The 15,300-nt window shown below is 46.9% G+C and carries 15 protein-coding genes; 1 reads left to right on the forward strand and 14 read right to left on the reverse strand.

Annotation, left to right across the window (positions count from 1 at the left end; all coding sequences use genetic code 11):
• Window positions 1-11: 11 nt before the first annotated feature.
• The 3 genes from B5F87_RS05975 to B5F87_RS05985 form a co-directional block, all read right to left on the reverse strand.
• Window positions 12-1,211, reverse strand: coding sequence for a thiolase family protein (locus B5F87_RS05975; RefSeq protein WP_171900453.1), 1,200 nt, complete (start codon window positions 1,209-1,211; stop codon window positions 12-14).
• A gap of 253 nt (window positions 1,212-1,464) precedes the next feature.
• Window positions 1,465-2,334, reverse strand: a complete 870-nt coding sequence (fba, locus tag B5F87_RS05980; protein ID WP_087278254.1) for a class II fructose-1,6-bisphosphate aldolase — start codon at window positions 2,332-2,334, stop codon at window positions 1,465-1,467.
• 163 nt (window positions 2,335-2,497) lie between these two features.
• Window positions 2,498-3,244 carry a peptidylprolyl isomerase gene (locus B5F87_RS05985; protein WP_087278255.1) on the reverse strand — a complete coding sequence of 249 codons (747 nt, stop codon included), beginning with the start codon at window positions 3,242-3,244 and terminating at the stop codon, window positions 2,498-2,500.
• A 281-nt stretch (window positions 3,245-3,525) separates the two neighbouring features.
• On the opposite strand from B5F87_RS05985, the gene B5F87_RS05990 reads away from it, so the two are divergent.
• Window positions 3,526-5,256: a phospho-sugar mutase gene (locus B5F87_RS05990; RefSeq protein ID WP_087278257.1), complete on the forward strand. Its 1,731-nt coding sequence runs from the start codon at window positions 3,526-3,528 to the stop codon at window positions 5,254-5,256.
• Window positions 5,257-5,369: 113 nt separating this feature from the next.
• Here the strand turns inward: B5F87_RS05990 and B5F87_RS05995 are convergent, their stop codons facing one another.
• From B5F87_RS05995 to B5F87_RS06040, 11 genes are all read right to left on the reverse strand, one after another.
• Window positions 5,370-6,737: an MATE family efflux transporter gene (locus tag B5F87_RS05995; RefSeq protein WP_158096974.1), complete on the reverse strand. Its 1,368-nt coding sequence runs from the start codon at window positions 6,735-6,737 to the stop codon at window positions 5,370-5,372.
• The gene (locus B5F87_RS06000) at window positions 6,718-7,611 is read right to left on the reverse strand and encodes a DUF3737 family protein (protein WP_087278262.1); all 894 of its coding nucleotides are present in this window, start codon (window positions 7,609-7,611) and stop codon (window positions 6,718-6,720) included. The genes B5F87_RS05995 and B5F87_RS06000 overlap by 20 nt, the downstream gene beginning before the upstream one ends.
• Window positions 7,612-7,646: 35 nt before the next feature.
• Window positions 7,647-7,880 carry a hypothetical protein gene (locus tag B5F87_RS06005; protein WP_087278266.1) on the reverse strand — a complete coding sequence of 78 codons (234 nt, stop codon included), beginning with the start codon at window positions 7,878-7,880 and terminating at the stop codon, window positions 7,647-7,649.
• Window positions 7,881-8,160: 280 nt separating this feature from the next.
• Window positions 8,161-8,337: a hypothetical protein gene (locus tag B5F87_RS20940; protein WP_158096975.1), complete on the reverse strand. Its 177-nt coding sequence runs from the start codon at window positions 8,335-8,337 to the stop codon at window positions 8,161-8,163.
• Between the two features lie 222 nt (window positions 8,338-8,559).
• Window positions 8,560-9,603 (reverse strand): aldo/keto reductase, encoded by a 1,044-nt coding sequence (locus B5F87_RS06010; protein ID WP_087278269.1) that lies wholly within the window; start codon window positions 9,601-9,603, stop codon window positions 8,560-8,562.
• 79 nt (window positions 9,604-9,682) lie between these two features.
• Complete coding sequence (locus B5F87_RS06015) at window positions 9,683-10,201, reverse strand: hypothetical protein (protein ID WP_087278271.1); 519 nt, start codon at window positions 10,199-10,201, stop codon at window positions 9,683-9,685.
• Between the two features lie 50 nt (window positions 10,202-10,251).
• Complete coding sequence (locus tag B5F87_RS06020; protein WP_087278274.1) at window positions 10,252-10,791, reverse strand: flavodoxin family protein; 540 nt, start codon at window positions 10,789-10,791, stop codon at window positions 10,252-10,254.
• Window positions 10,792-10,868: 77 nt separating this feature from the next.
• A complete protein-coding gene (locus tag B5F87_RS06025; protein WP_087278277.1) occupies window positions 10,869-11,426 on the reverse strand; it encodes a flavodoxin in 558 nt (185 codons plus the stop codon).
• 26 nt (window positions 11,427-11,452) lie between these two features.
• Complete coding sequence (locus tag B5F87_RS06030; protein WP_242964281.1) at window positions 11,453-12,331, reverse strand: flavodoxin; 879 nt, start codon at window positions 12,329-12,331, stop codon at window positions 11,453-11,455.
• Between the two features lie 263 nt (window positions 12,332-12,594).
• Window positions 12,595-13,959: an ATP-binding protein gene (locus B5F87_RS06035; protein WP_204246049.1), complete on the reverse strand. Its 1,365-nt coding sequence runs from the start codon at window positions 13,957-13,959 to the stop codon at window positions 12,595-12,597.
• Between the two features lie 402 nt (window positions 13,960-14,361).
• A complete protein-coding gene (locus B5F87_RS06040; RefSeq protein ID WP_087278281.1) occupies window positions 14,362-15,282 on the reverse strand; it encodes a LysR family transcriptional regulator in 921 nt (306 codons plus the stop codon).
• Window positions 15,283-15,300: the final 18 nt, after the last annotated feature.

The raw sequence follows: 15,300 nt of genomic DNA on the forward strand, positions 1-15,300 counted from the left end.
TACTTTGCAATTTAAATTTCTGTTGTCCAAAGAGAAGCCATTGCCGGGCCTGTTCCCACGCAAAGTGCAGCTCCTCCAATCTTATAGTCGTTTCTCTTCATCTCATAGTACATGGATACAATGATTCTCAGAGCGGTACATCCGATTGGATGTCCAAGAGCAATACCGGAACCGTTCACATTGGTTCTGTCCATATTGATCTTGATGCCGTAGTTCTTCTCAAGCTGACGTCCGCATCCGATAAACTGTGGTGCGAATGCTTCGTTGATCTCCCAGTAATCTACGTCTTCGTATTTCAGTCCGGCTAATTTGAGAGCTTTTGGAATCGCTTCCGCCGGGCCAACGCCCATGATCTCCGGTTTTACGCCTGCCGCGCAGATGTTGATCATCTTTAACAGAGGTGTTACGCCCAGTTCTTTTGCTTTATCCAGGCTCATAACAACAACAGCTGCAGCTGCGTCGTTGATTCCGGAAGCGTTGGCAGCTGTAACCACGCCATCTTTGATAAAAGCCGGACGAAGTTTGGAAAGAGTTTCCATATTGCAGTCTCTGATCGGATGTTCATCCTCTGTGGCGAGGATTGTTTTCTTTTTCATCTTTACTTCAACTGGAACGATCTCTTCTTTAAACTTACCTTCATCAATGGCCTTGCATGCCAGACGATGACTTCTTAAAGCCAGCTCGTCACACTCTTCTCTTGTGATACCGTAAAGCTTTGCTACATTTTCTGCAGTCACACCCATATGTCCGCCGGACAGCTCATCGATCAGAGCGTCATGAAGCATGGAATCCACTACTTCCGCGTTGCCCATCCGGTATCCGCCTCTTGCCTTCGGCAGCATATATGGCGCCTGTGTCATATTTTCCACACCGATTACAAGACCGATCTCGGATTTGCCCATGGCAATGTTGTCGCAGGCGATCTCCAGAGCCCGCATACCAGAAGCACAGTTCTGATTAACCACGCAGGCATTACTTTCTGCCGGGCATCCGAGACGATAGCTGATCTGTTTTGCCGGAAGACTTCCCTGCATTCCGGCATACACCTGTCCCACAACAACGTTATCAATCATTGCAGGCTCGATGCCAGCTCTGTTTATCGCTTCCTTTCCCGCTGTCATCGCCAGCTCCCTTGCGCTGACATCCTTAAACATTCCGAGAAACTTACCAATTGGCGTTCTGCACGCGCTAACTATTACTACGTCCTTCATTGATATTCCTCCTTATATTATTCTACTAAAAGAATATCGTTAAAAGGGAAGAAAGTCAACGAAAAAGACGAAATTTGTTATAAATTTATCATAAATTCTTTTGGAATTTTATGTAAAGTGCCGTAAAAATAAGCCGCCACTCCCCACAGTGACGGCTTAGTTACTCTGTAACTATGACATTACGGGGCAGGCCGTTCTGGCTTTCCCTTTTCATAGTTAATATATCACAGAAAAACTTTAATTACAAGAACTATTATTCAGCTTTTCCGATGGATCCGAAGATCTCCATTTTTTCTTTTACAGTAGCTTTGATTGCTTCTGCGCCAGGAGCTAATAATTTACGTGGGTCGAAGCCTTTGCCTTCCAGGTCTTTGCCAGCTTCGATGTATTTACGTGTAGCTTCTGCGAATGCGATCTGGCACTCTGTGTTTACGTTGATCTTGGAAACACCGAGGGAGATGGCTTTCTTGATCATGTCTTCCGGGATACCTGTGCCGCCGTGTAATACGAGAGGCATGTCTCCGGTTAATTTCTGAATATCATCCAGTACATCGAACTGTAATCCAGCCCAGTTTTCCGGATATTTGCCGTGGATGTTGCCGATGCCGGCTGCCAGCATGGAAACGCCCAGGTCAGCGATTGCTTTACATTCCTGAGGATCTGCACATTCGCCCATTCCAACTACGCCGTCTTCTTCGCCGCCGATGGAACCAACTTCTGCCTCGATGGACATACCTTTTTCTTCACAGATTGCTACTAATTCTTTTGTTTTCTCTACGTTCTCTTCGAATGGAAGATGAGAACCGTCAAACATGATGCTGGAGAAACCTGCTGCGATACAAGCCTTAGCTCCTTCGTAGGAACCGTGGTCAAGATGCAGAGCTACAGGAACTGTGATGTTCAGCTCTTCCAGCATACCGTTTACCATACCGACAACGGTTTTGTATCCGGCCATGTATTTGCCCGCGCCTTCGGATACACCCAGGATAACAGGAGATTTGCACTCTTCTGCTGTTAACAGGATTGATTTGGTCCACTCCAGATTGTTGATGTTGAACTGACCAACTGCATAGTGTCCTGCTTTCGCTTTCTGTAACATTTCTTTTGCTGATACTAAAGCCATAATAAATAACCTCCATTAAATATATTCTTCTGTTTTCACAGTTGTCGATGTATATACCATCGCCCTAAGTTATACGGATTTATTATACCCCGTACAAAATAAAAAAGGAAGTGTTTTCCTGATAAATTTTGCATTTTTTATGAATATTTTCTTACTTTTCTGCCTATTTAAATTCCAGTCCGTATTTCTCAATAAGTTCCTGCCGGACTTCCATATATACTTTGTTCTGTTTCTCCGCTGTGATCTGCTGGGTGATCTGAGGAGCCACCTCTTCAAAAGCAGCTACTCCTTCTCCTGTCAGTGCGTCCACGCGGATCAGATGATAGCCGAAGTTTGTCTTCACCGGGCCCAGAAGCTTGCCGACTTCTGCGGTGAACACCGCCTCGTCAAATTCTTTCACCATCTGTCCTCTGCCGAAGGTACCGAGATCTCCGCCTTTGGCTGCGGAAGGACAGGTGGAATATTCTTTGGCAGCTTCCTCAAATGTCTTTTCACCGTTCTGAATCTCCGCGAGAATCTTATTGGCGTCCTCTTCTGTGGCGGTCAGGATATGTTTAGCTGACGCCTGAGCTCCTTTCTTAAAAGCATCCTTGTGTTCCTCGTAGTAAGCCCGGCACTCCTCCTCTGTGGCACGGATATTTTTTACCGTCTGTGTGAGGGCGTACTGACTTAACAGCTCTCTTCTGACGCCGTCCAGCATGGTGAGAAATTCCTCGCTCTTATCGTATTCTTTCTCCTGCCCCAGTTTCTCAAACAGGAAATAGTTGGCATACTGGGTGAGCGCCTGTTTCCTTCCCTCCGGCGTCTTGATGTATGCCTGCTGCTCCTGTGGAATCCGTGCTTCAAACTGCGCGAATTCTTCCTCGGTGATCTCTCTTCCTGCCACAACGGCAATGACTTTATTTTCCATGTCTGTTTCCTTTCTTTCTTTTTTATGAAATGTACACCTCTTCAAGGCAACATTTCTGTCATGTGTCAGTGTTGTACAAATTTTCTGATACATTCTTGTTAATCATACACTATTTTTTTATTTTTATAAAGGGAATCCTTTCAATTTTCCACAAAATAAGGTATACTATGCACATAACCTGGATAATGTCCGGAAGCAGGTGCATTTGCCGGCAAGGGAAATGCATCGGATGAACTGCGGGCGTTATCTGTCAATTTAATTTATGGGAGGTATACAAAGAAATGGGCTATATGGATGTTTATAACGAATGGTTATCCAATCCTTATTTTGACGAGGAGACAAAGGCAGAGCTCCGCGCCATCAAAGATGATGAGAACGAGATCAAAGAGCGTTTCTACACCAATCTGGCTTTCGGAACTGCCGGTCTTCGGGGGGTACTTGGCGCAGGTATCAATCGTATGAATATTTACGTTGTACGCCGTGCCACTCAGGGTCTGGCCAACTACATTTTAAAACAGGGCAAAAAAGACAATCGCGTAGCTATCGCATACGACTCCAGACGTATGTCACCGGAATTTGCCGATGAATCCGCAAGAGTTCTTGCAGCCAACGGCATCACCGCATATAAATTCGAGTCATTAAGACCGACACCGGAGCTTTCCTTCGCTGTCCGCGAGCTGGGCTGCATCGCCGGTATCAATATCACCGCCAGCCACAACCCGCCGGAATACAACGGATACAAGGTATACTGGGAAGACGGCGCTCAGTTTACTCCTCCTCATGACGCAGGCGTTACCGCTGAGGTTCTCGCCATCGAGGATTTATCCACAGTGAAGACCATGACCGCTTCCGACGCCATGGCTGCCGGCCTTTACAAAGTAATCGGCGCAGACATCGACGACAAGTACATCGCCGCTCTTAAAAAACAGATCAAGAATCAGGACGCCATCGACAAGATGCAGAAAGATATCACCATCATCTACACACCGCTGCACGGCACAGGAAATGTACCGGCAAGACGGGTGCTTCATGAGCTCGGCTTTGAAAATGTATATGTTGTTCCGGAACAGGAGCTGCCGGACGGCAACTTCCCGACCGTAGGATACCCGAATCCGGAATCCAGCGAAGCATTTGAGCTTGGTATGAAGATGGCAAAAGAAAAAGACGCTGACCTGGTTCTCGCCACAGACCCGGACGCTGACCGTCTCGGCTGCTACGTAAAAGACAACAACGGAGAATATCATGTACTGACCGGTAACATGAGCGGATGTCTCCTTCTTGAGTACACATTAAGCCAGATTGCTGCCAAAGAAGGCATCCCGGCTGACGGCGAGGTTATCTCCTCCATCGTTACCACCAACATGGTTGCCGCCATCGCAAAGGCTTACGGCGCTAAGTTCGTGGAAGTTCTCACCGGTTTCAAATGGATCGGAAGAGAGATTCTCCGTATGGAAACAGAAGGAAAAGGAACCTACCTCTTCGGTCTGGAAGAGAGCTACGGCTGCCTGATCGGAACTCACGCAAGAGATAAAGACGCCATCGTTGCCACCATGGCTCTCTGCGAGGCTGCCTGCTACTACAAGACCCAGGGCAAGACCATGTGGGACGCTATGATCGACATGTACGAGAAATACGGCTACTACTTAGACAGTGTGAAGTCTGTTACACTGGCCGGTATCGAAGGACAGGCACAGATTCAGAAGATTCTGGAAACACTTCGTGCAGAAGCTCCTACAAGCATCGGTTCCTATCAGGTACTCTCCGCAAGAGATTACAAGACCGGTGTTGTAAAGAATCTTGCCACCGGCGAAGAAACCGAAACCGGACTTCCGGCTTCCGACGTTCTGTACTATGACTTAAACGACGACGCATGGGTTTGCGTTCGTCCGTCCGGAACAGAGCCTAAGATCAAGTTCTACTACGGCGTAAAAGGCACAAGCCTTGAAAATGCACAGGAATTATCAGCCGCCATGGGCGACAATATCCAGAAGATGCTGGATGAAATGCTGTAATAAACACAACGAAGGGACTGCATGATTGCGGTCCCTTTTTTTATTTTTAACGCACGATACCGTGCGACTTTTTTTCATCTGCTTCATTTTCTAAGAAACAGACGGGTTTTTTATTATTTTTCCAGCAGTATCCTACGCCGTGCCCGGCTCAGGAAAGGCATAGCCAGAAGTACCGCTTTACAGACATTATCAGCGATCATGCAGTACCAGACGGCGCGAAGGTCCATCCCCCAGACTCTCACCACAAGAAATGTAAAGAAAATCCGCACGCCCCACATGCCGATGCTTTCCACCACGAAGGCATATCGAGTGCGGCCGAGGCCGTAAAATACTCCTTCCAGCACGACCATCAGGCCAAAAAACGGCTCGGACAGTGCCACCAGGCGGAGCATCTGCGCGCCCAGGTTTACCACCGCCTGGCTGGGCGAGAAGATTCCCATCAGCGGCCGCGCGCCGAGATAGAGCAATATGCCGCTCATGCACATCATGGCGACAGTCAAAGCAATGCTCACCTTCGCCACGGTTTTTAACTTCTGTACATTTCCTTCGCCGCGGGCGTTGCTGATGAGGGTGGAGGCGGCGGAACGCAGTCCATACCCCGGCACATAAAAGATAGTCTCCGCCGTCACGGCAATGGAATGGGCCGCGAATACAGTGGTCCCCATACCGGAAATCAGACTGGCGAACACCACATAGCCGAAACAGGAAACCATGCTGGTGCCAAGCACCGGCGTCCCTATGGCGGCGCATTGCCGCAGCAATCCGGCATCCGGCGCGAAATGTTTCCATTCCCAGCGCAGCAGCTCATTTTTTCGGCACGACAGAAACATAAAAACGCCGGCAAGCACATAAGATATAGCCGAGGCGACGGCTGCTCCCTCCACGCCATATCCCAGCACATAAATAAACAGATAATTGAACAGGATATTTGCACCGTTGGCCGCTACATTAATGAGCATGGGCGTCTTTGTATTCTGCACAGCCCGAAGCGCCGCTCCCATGATCGCGCTTGTGGAGCGGAATACCATAGGCAGGCTGATAATAAAAAAGTAGCGGGAAGCCGTGTTCTGAATAGATGCCTCCGCTCCCATCCACACGGGAATCCGACTGCTTAGCAGAACTGATACCCCTCCTAATACCAGTCCGAAAACCAAAGACAGCAAAAAAGCCTGCTGCGCAAGCTTTTTTACCTGTTCTTTCTGTCCGGCGCCTTCCGATCTTGATATAAGTACCAGCATGGCCGTGCCGATGGCTCCGGGAATACTGTTTACCAGCCAGGTCACATTGGTTGTGATACTGACCGAAGCGGTGGCCTGCTCCCCCAGCTGTCCCACCATAGCGGTGTCGACATACTGGAGCAGCGTCGCAAGAACTTCTTCTATTACAGTGGGAATGGACAGCCACAGCAGAGTACGCAGCAGCGGTAGGGAATCCCCGGAGAGTCTGTCTTTCTTTCCTTTCCTATGCACAATCGCACACACGCTTCTCCTCTTTCCTCTCCTCATTTTCGTTCTTCTTTACATTTTCCAGGACAACCTCACCCTTCGCTTCCGGGTCATCCATGATCATCTCGCCAACCTCCGGAACGACAATGCGGCCGGAATGCGGATTCTTAATACTGATGACTGGTGTTGTGATGGTTGCCTCCACATCGGACTTTTCAAAGCATAAATCGGTGTCAATCATTTCACAATTGACCATTTTCAAATTCTTACAATAACAGAACGGCTGGGTTCCGATAATTTTACAGTCAATAAGCGTCAGCCCATCAGAATACCATGCGAAATATTCTCCTTTGATAGTGCTGTTCCTCACAGTGATATTCTGACCGTGCCAGAAGGCATCCTTCGTATCAAAGACACAGTTTTCAAATACCGCATCCTTAATATACTGGAACGAATATTTCCCTTTAAACTGCACATCTTCAAAACGAATATTCTCCGAACGCATCATAAAATATTCACTCTCAGCGTGGCAGCGGCGCATCTCAATATTTTTCACTGACCATCCAAACTCCGGAGAAACGATATCGCATTCCCCTATCTTTACATTGCTGCATTCCCGAAGCGCCTTGATTCCATGCATCTTTGTGCCGGTAATCTTCACATTGTCCGAATACCAGAGCGCCGCCCGGCAAAGCTCCGTCATCTCCGAATCCTCAATTCTGAGTTCGCTGTCATGCCAGAACGGGTACCGCAGATTACAAAAGGTGTTCTGCACGGTAATGTCGCTGCTTTCCTTCAGCGCACTCTCCCCGTCCGCCGGACCGTCAAACGCACAGTGATTCAGTATAATTCCATGACTTCCATAGAGCGCCCGCTCCTCATCAAATGTTTTATTCTCTATTCTCTTCATTTTTCTTCCTCCTACTAATATATCTACTTTGCTGTTCAAATCCGAATCCTGTTCTGCCGCACCTGATAAATCAGATAGTCCAGACAGTCAATTCTTTTTTCTTCTACGTGAACTTTATCCAACAGCTCTTTCCGGTGCTTTTCCAGCAGTGAAAGCTGTTCTTCCTTTTTACTTTCCTGCGCATAACCCATAAATTTTATAATCATCTCCGGGCTGCACCCGGCGTCCTTCAGATTCCGGACGACCATCTTCTCCGAGTAACCAATCATTGCTTCACCTCTCTCTGCCGGCATTTCCTTTGTTCTGTTTTTACTATAGCACCGAAAATTTAAAATAGCCAATACTTGGTTTATATGCAGAGTCATAGGTTTTAGTTATGCTAAAAATATTCTTGGGCAAAACCCTTGGACAAAAATGGGGCATAAAAAATGCCCTCTCCCGGACGGCAAGTTTTATTATTTTACCTGCCTGCCCGAAAGAGAGCATCCTGATCATTTCAGTGCCGCTGCCCCGCGTATATCATTGTTATCCACTTGTCACTACACGTAATTACTTCCTTTCATCCATGAGTCTTCGAAACTGTTCTTCCGACATGGATAATCTGGCAGCCGCATCCGAAATCGTAAGAATTCCCTCGCAGACCAGCTGCACTAAAGTGTCCATTTTGCCTTCCATTCGTCCTTCATCGCGCTCCTCGCTGAGCAGCTTCTCCATCACTCCCATCATAGTTCTCACTCCCTCCTGGTCCTCTTTCAGATATCTTTTCTGTTCCGCATTTCAGTACAGCGTTTTCATTTGAGATATGAAAATCTGGTCAGATAATTACCTTTATTATAAATTGTCGTTTATACATAAATCAAGCATAAAATATTTTATTTCGACTTTTTGTAAACAAGAATCCTGAAGGAGTGGCATCCTCATCCGCTATCTTTTCAACAGAATGTTGTCTCAGTCATCCAGCTTCTGGTTCCCGGTGCCCCACACATGTTTTTCTTTGGCGGCTTCCGGCGTGTTTTGCGCCATGACGCCCACCAGCTTGTGTGGCACGTACATTTCCTCCAGATAAGCGATCTCGCTGTCGCTGAGCGTCAGGTCTACGGCTTTGGCCGCGCCTTCGATGTGATGAAGCCTTGTAGCGCCCACTACCGGAGCGGTCACTTTGGTGAGAAGCCATGCCAGGGAAATTTCTGTCATGGTCACACCGTGTTTGTCCGCCAGCTCTGCCACCCGGTCAATGATGATGGCGTCCTGCTCTGTGGTGGCGTCGTATTTGAAGCGGGCGTAGCTGTCTTCTTCCAGTCGCTTGGAGGTCTCGCCCGGGTGTTTGGACAGGCGTCCGCCCGCCAGGGAGCTGTAAGGCGTCATGGCGATGTTGTCCTCGGCGCAGAGTTTTGCCATCTCTCGTTCTTCTTCCCGGAATATCAGATTATAATGTCCCTGTACAGAAACGAATTTGGCAAAGCCTTCTTTTTCTGCCAGAGCATTGGCTTTGGCCAGCTGCCATGCAAAGCAGTTGGATATTCCAATGTAACGTGCTTTCCCTGCCTTTACCATTCGGTTCAGTCCGTCCATGATGTCGTAAAGGGGCGTCTGATAGTCCCACATATGATAAATGTACAGATCCACATAATCCATTCCCAGGTTGGACAGGCTCTTATTCAGCAGCCGTTCAATGTGCTGCTGTCCGGTAATTCCCGCGTTGATCTCTTCCTGGGTCCGCGGCACGAACTTTGTGGCTACGACCACATCATCCCGTCTTGCGGCGTCCCGGAGTGTTCTCCCCAGATACTGTTCGCTGGTGCCGCTCTGATAGCCGATGGCCGTATCAAAGAAATTCACTCCTAATTCCAATCCACGTCGAATGATTTCGCGGGAATGTTCCTCATCAAGAGTCCAGCTGTGCTGTCCGTTTTTTGCGTCGCCAAATCCCATACATCCCATGCAGATGCGGGAAACCATAAGTTCTGAATTGCCAAGTTTTGCATACTTCATCCTTGTTATCTCCTCTCATCAATATCCACCAGAGAATGCTCCCTGCTTCCAAGACCAGTTTGTTATGCGTGTGCCAGTATCAGAGGGCCTCTTCGCTATCGTAAAATCCTTCCTTATGCCCGTGCAGTTCTATTTTCTGCACATTGTTTTCCTGCCGCTCAATTACTTCTGCTGTCCCATAAAATCCATAAATTTTGTTTTCGCAGTACACGGTAAGAGAAACACTGCCATCGCCAGAAGGCTCATTTTGTTCGTTTTCTTCCATACTCACGGCTTTTTCCTGATTCATTTCATCAGAAGTCTGTACATCGACACTGCCGTTTATTTCCAACAGATATTCACTCCCGCCGGCTTCCGGAGCATCCACTTTCAGATTGCCCATGATCGTGTAGATTTCTCCCCCGTATGTATATACTGTTACCTCTGTTTTTCTTTCCTCCACCAGAAATCCCTCAGACTTCTTTCTTTCCGGTACGACAGACGCAAAAACTTCATGCCACATTCTGTTATGAAATCCTGCCAGCAGAAAAGACAGTAAAAAGACAACAATAATTCCATTATGCAGCCGCATTTTTCCTTCTTTTGACACATTCATCATTTTCTGTTCATTCCTCCCTGCAATCATATCCATCGTTTTTCGTACATTTTTTATTTATTCAGGTTCTTTCCCAGCTCATACGCCATCCTCATATAGGCGGAGCGTTTTGTCATGGACGGAGTACCGCATCCTCTTCCCCATATTCTTCCCATATCTGTGAGATTCAGATACCGCAGCAGCGTCTCATAGTGTGCTTCCAGCGCGTCAAATGTCCAATTGTCACTGTTCCACGCGGCAGAAAGAATGGCGGCTTTCATCCCTTTGCGCTGAAGGCTGCTGTTAAAAGCGCAGAACCGGTCAATAAGAGTTTTCAGCTGCGCCGACATACCGTAATAATATAACGGCGTCACAAATACCATCATATCCGCTGCAAGAATTTCTTTCCGGAACTTTTCCACATCATCCTTCTGCACACACGGCCCTTCATATCCGCAATGTATGCATCCTGTGCAGGGATGAACATTGGCATGAGCCGCATCTATCACCTGTACACTGTGCCCTGCCTCCTGTGCTCCCCGCATAAATTCTCCTGCCAGCATATTGGATGAACCGTTTTTATTGGGACTTCCTTCCAGTACAACAATTTTCATAAAATCATTCCTCCCGAATCACTTTATCAAAGATTTATCCTTGTATTTTGTTTAATCTTAAAAAACATTAGTTCCATTTACACCAGTCGCTTATCGTCGTTTTCTTTTCCCTTCTTCTTATGAGGGATTTGATTTTTCTCCAGCCAGCGGGCCAGCAGATCAGGAAATGTTCTTCCATCGTCCAGTGTACTATCCAGTACATAGAGCGTCTCACGCACCTCTGATTTAGGACAAAGCCGGGAAATATCTTTTTGAATATCTCCCTGCGTACCGCCGCAATGGGAAACAAATGGCAGTATGATTTTCCCATCCAGCTTGCTGTAATACAGCCAGGAATAAAGTGGAGGCGCGATAGTTCCGCACCAGTTGGGAGAACCAGCAAAAATAATATCATAGTTCGCAGAGACAACATTCACAGGCAGCAGGCGGGGACGGTATTTTGTCTTCACCTCTTCTTTCACCTGCCTGAGCAGTTCCGAAAATTCCATGGGATATGGCTGCCACGGAAAAATCGTATAGCTGTCTCCTCCGACTGCCATCCGGATTTCTTCCGCGATCCGGTGAGTGTTTCCTGAATAGGAATAGGATACGATCAAAATCTTTTTTGCATTTCCATTTTCACATACATTTGTCATTCTTCTCGTCCTTTCACCACCACATTTTAATAGCCCAGCTCGCCAAGCCAGCTCTGGATTTCATCCTGAGAGGAGGAAGCGTCTTCCTCATAACAGTCGAATACGTTGTCAGATATTTCCGCATTTGGTATCGCCTCCTCAATGATGTCCACGCTGTCGGCCAGTCCTCCTGTGCCGTGGGAGCAGAACAGATAAACCTGCTTACCGGACAGATCATTTTCTTCCAGGAAGGAAAGAAGCGCCATCGGCACACCGTACCACCAGTTCGGATACCCCAGAAATACGGTGTCATACTGGTCCAGGTTCTCCACATTTTCCACAAGCTCCGGCCGGGCATCCTCGCCTCTCTCATCATTGGCACGACTCAGACATTCATCCCAGTCGCTGGAATACGGCTCCGCCACGCGGATGGAAAACAGGTCTCCTCCCGTCTGTTCCTGCACCCAGCCTGCCAGTTCCTGTACATTTCCCGGGGCTATGACACTCGGGGAAGTCACGGCGTCCACGTCCTCTTCCAGAATGGCGTTGTCCGCCCAGGAAAAATAGGCGACCAAAATATTGGAATCGCCATTGGCAGCGGTGCCGGACGCTTCGGAGGTTGCCGCCCGCCCGGTATCCTGCGAGTTATCAGAAGCTGCGGCTCCGGTATCCTGCGCAGCTGTCGTTTCCGATTCCGGCGCATTGTCCTGCTGCGCCTGCGTGCTTTCCACCGTCTGACTCTGAGTATTTTCCGGCTGTACGTCTCCATCGCCCTGTGTTCCGGCATTGCCACAGCCGGCGGCTGTCATCAGAAGTATGCCCGTCATCAGCACGGCTGTTATCCTTTTCGGGGACAGTAATCTTTTTGTGGATACTATTCTTTTTGAAGAAATGATTTTCTTTACATTTTCTGCTTTTTTCGTCATGGGATTCCTCCTTATCTACTTTTTATTCCTTAACTTCATCTTTCTTTTTGATGGCGCCAGCGGTAATTGATTACGATTACCTTATGAATTCATTATAAAAAGGAGGTTCCATAATGTCTAATGCCTGTTCTTTATCCTTTTCCATGCATGGAAAGAATACATTGTCAGAACACAGTGTTCTGCCCAGCAGAACTCTCTGACTGTAGACAAAGTGAGGCTGTTGGAAAATAGATAATTCCAAACAGCCTCTTTCGTCTCTCTTCTCAATTCTTTATTGATTTTACAATCCATTCTCCTGATTTGCGGCTGCCAATACGCTCAATAACCCCCTTTTCTCTCAGTTCTTTTAAAACTCTTCTGATCTGTCTGTCAGAGCGATTTAGTTTTGCGGACAGCTGCGCCTGCGTTATGTGAGAATTTTCTTTTATTGCTGATAATACTTTTTCCTCTAAAGAATTATTTATTAGGACATTTAATGGGTCATTTATCAGGACATTTTGATCTTTTAAAGTGTCCTGATATCCTAAAGGCGTAAATTTCACCATAATATCTTCTAAATGAAGCGTATATTCCGGCATTGGAACACCATGTTTTTTACAGGCTTCACATATTTTTTCTATCCCGCGTCCCCATGTTTCCACATATCCTGCCCGAAAAAATCCATTGGCAATATTGGGATTATAGGGCTGTGACCGATGACGCTCCATCAATGTTTCCACAGTCCATCCAACCGGAAAAACACAATCATTACTGATATACACCGCATCCTCATGTATCCGAATCTGTATTGGAACTAGCGCCGCATAATTGGAATGGATAATCGCATTATATACCGCCTCTCTGACAGCTGCTTTAGGAAGTGGATACGTCTCGATTCTTGTAACATTGTCATACGATATCATTGCTTTCATATATTTCAGATATATCAGCTCTATAACCCTGTCTGCCTGAATAAATAAAGAACCATGAATCTCATCCTGATAACGCAGATCAGACCCTTCGCCAAAATATCCTATTTTGATATACGCCCCCGTAACCCACTTTTCCGGATTTCGATGGAATAAGAGAATTGCTGCTCGTTTCAGCCTACCATGTTCAAGAAGACCAAGATTATCTAAAAGCTGCTCATTACTCATATTCAAATCTTCTTCTGTCATACGACCACTTCGCAGGGCTTCACGCCGAAAAATATCAAAACTCTCTTTGTCCAGATCGTCAACCGTAACGCCATCCACCGGAACTGCATCCCATTTATATCCGGTTTTAGACAATAAAAACTCTGTCAAAGCAGCTCCTCTGAGAAGCTGCTTTGTACTGCCGCTGCGATAATGGTACTCACCCTTATAATTCACAGGATAACTGCTCGGATTCACACATATCTCAATGTAATCTTTACCATCTTGGGTCAGCAGATTGACATCCACGATAATGCCAAGAATATCCCTCACTTTATTGGGGATGTCTTCTAACAGCTTTTTACTATCCTGTACACCGATGATATTTCCATTATCATCGGTTCCGATATATATCTTGCCGCCCTGAGCATTTGCAAAACCACAAATCCATTTTAAATACTCATCACGCCAGGATTCTTTCCATTCTGTATTTTTTTGAATGGCATATATCAAATAATAATCCGCTTTCTTTTATCCCTGAACATATTGTAAATATATTATAACGCTTATCCTTATATTATTCCATTACTACTTACAATTAATATCAAGAAAAAAGCATGACTCCTATGAATCATGCTTTTTTATACTTTAATATTACTTTATAATCCAAGTCCTTCAATCCACATCTGGACATCCTATTCAAAATCACTTAACTGGAATCTTTCGCATCTCAGACTTTCATGTTCCTGAGACACACGGCTGATATCATCTGTCTATTCCATATCTGCATCTGTATAAGATTCTGGCGGCTCCAGTTCAACTAAACCTCTTCCTATATCTTCCACAATATAATCTATGACTGCTTCTGTATTTCCTGTTGCCAAATAATATACCACCAGAGTTTCCCCCGGATTATCATAATCCGGAGGAAAATTCCTCTAACTGACGCCGGCTTATCGGCGTCTTTAACATATTGATTTCCTGAATGAACAGTGAAGTGGCGGGTGTGAACAGATGGTTTTTCTTCCAGAGAAGCACACTCCGGGTGGTGTGTTCCGGTGAAATGGGAATAAATTTGAGATTCGGGCTGCTGTGAATGGCAAGCGCGCCGTCCAGGCAGAAGGCACAGCCCATTCCCTCCTCCACCATGAGCACAGCGTTGGAAAGGAGGGTGTAGCCCAGAGGAATCTTTAATTCCCGTTCTTTTTTTCCCAGCCAGTTTATAATGTCCGCCCGCACATTTTCCCGAAGAGGAAGAATCAGCGGGTACTTCGCCATCTCCTGCGGCGTCACCGATTCCCGTTGGGAAAGAGGGTGGTCTTTGCGCATGAGAACACCCCAGGTTTCTTTCTGGGAGAGACGGACAAAGTCATATTTCGTCGTGTCCACCGGTTCCAGCAGAAGCCCCACGTCTACCAGTCCTTTGTCCATGCGCTCTTTGATGTTGTCCGCCATCTCATTATAGAGATGAAACTGAATCAAAGGATATTTGTCAGAGAATTTCTTCATAATCCTGGCGAGCAGACGGCTGCCCACGGCCTCCGTTGCTCCTATGGATACAATGCCGCTCACAGTGTTTTCTCTTTCCACAAAGGTCTTTTCCGCCCGGTCGGCAAGCTCCACGATTTCTTCTGCCCTCTGCCGAAAAAGCATTCCGTCATCCGTCAGAGTAACACCTTTTTTGCCTCTGACGATCAGCACCGTTCCCAGTTCTCTCTCCAACTCCATAAGCTGACGGCTTAATGTCGGCTGGGTCACGTGCAGAATATGGGCGGCTCTCGTGATGTTTCCTTCATCGGCTGTGGTAAGAAAATAACGCAGTGTGCGAAGTTCCATAAACGTTCCTCCTGTTTC

It is taken from the genome of Eubacterium sp. An3 (assembly GCF_002159465.1).
Lineage (GTDB): Bacteria > Bacillota > Clostridia > Lachnospirales > Lachnospiraceae > Anaerobutyricum > Anaerobutyricum stercoris.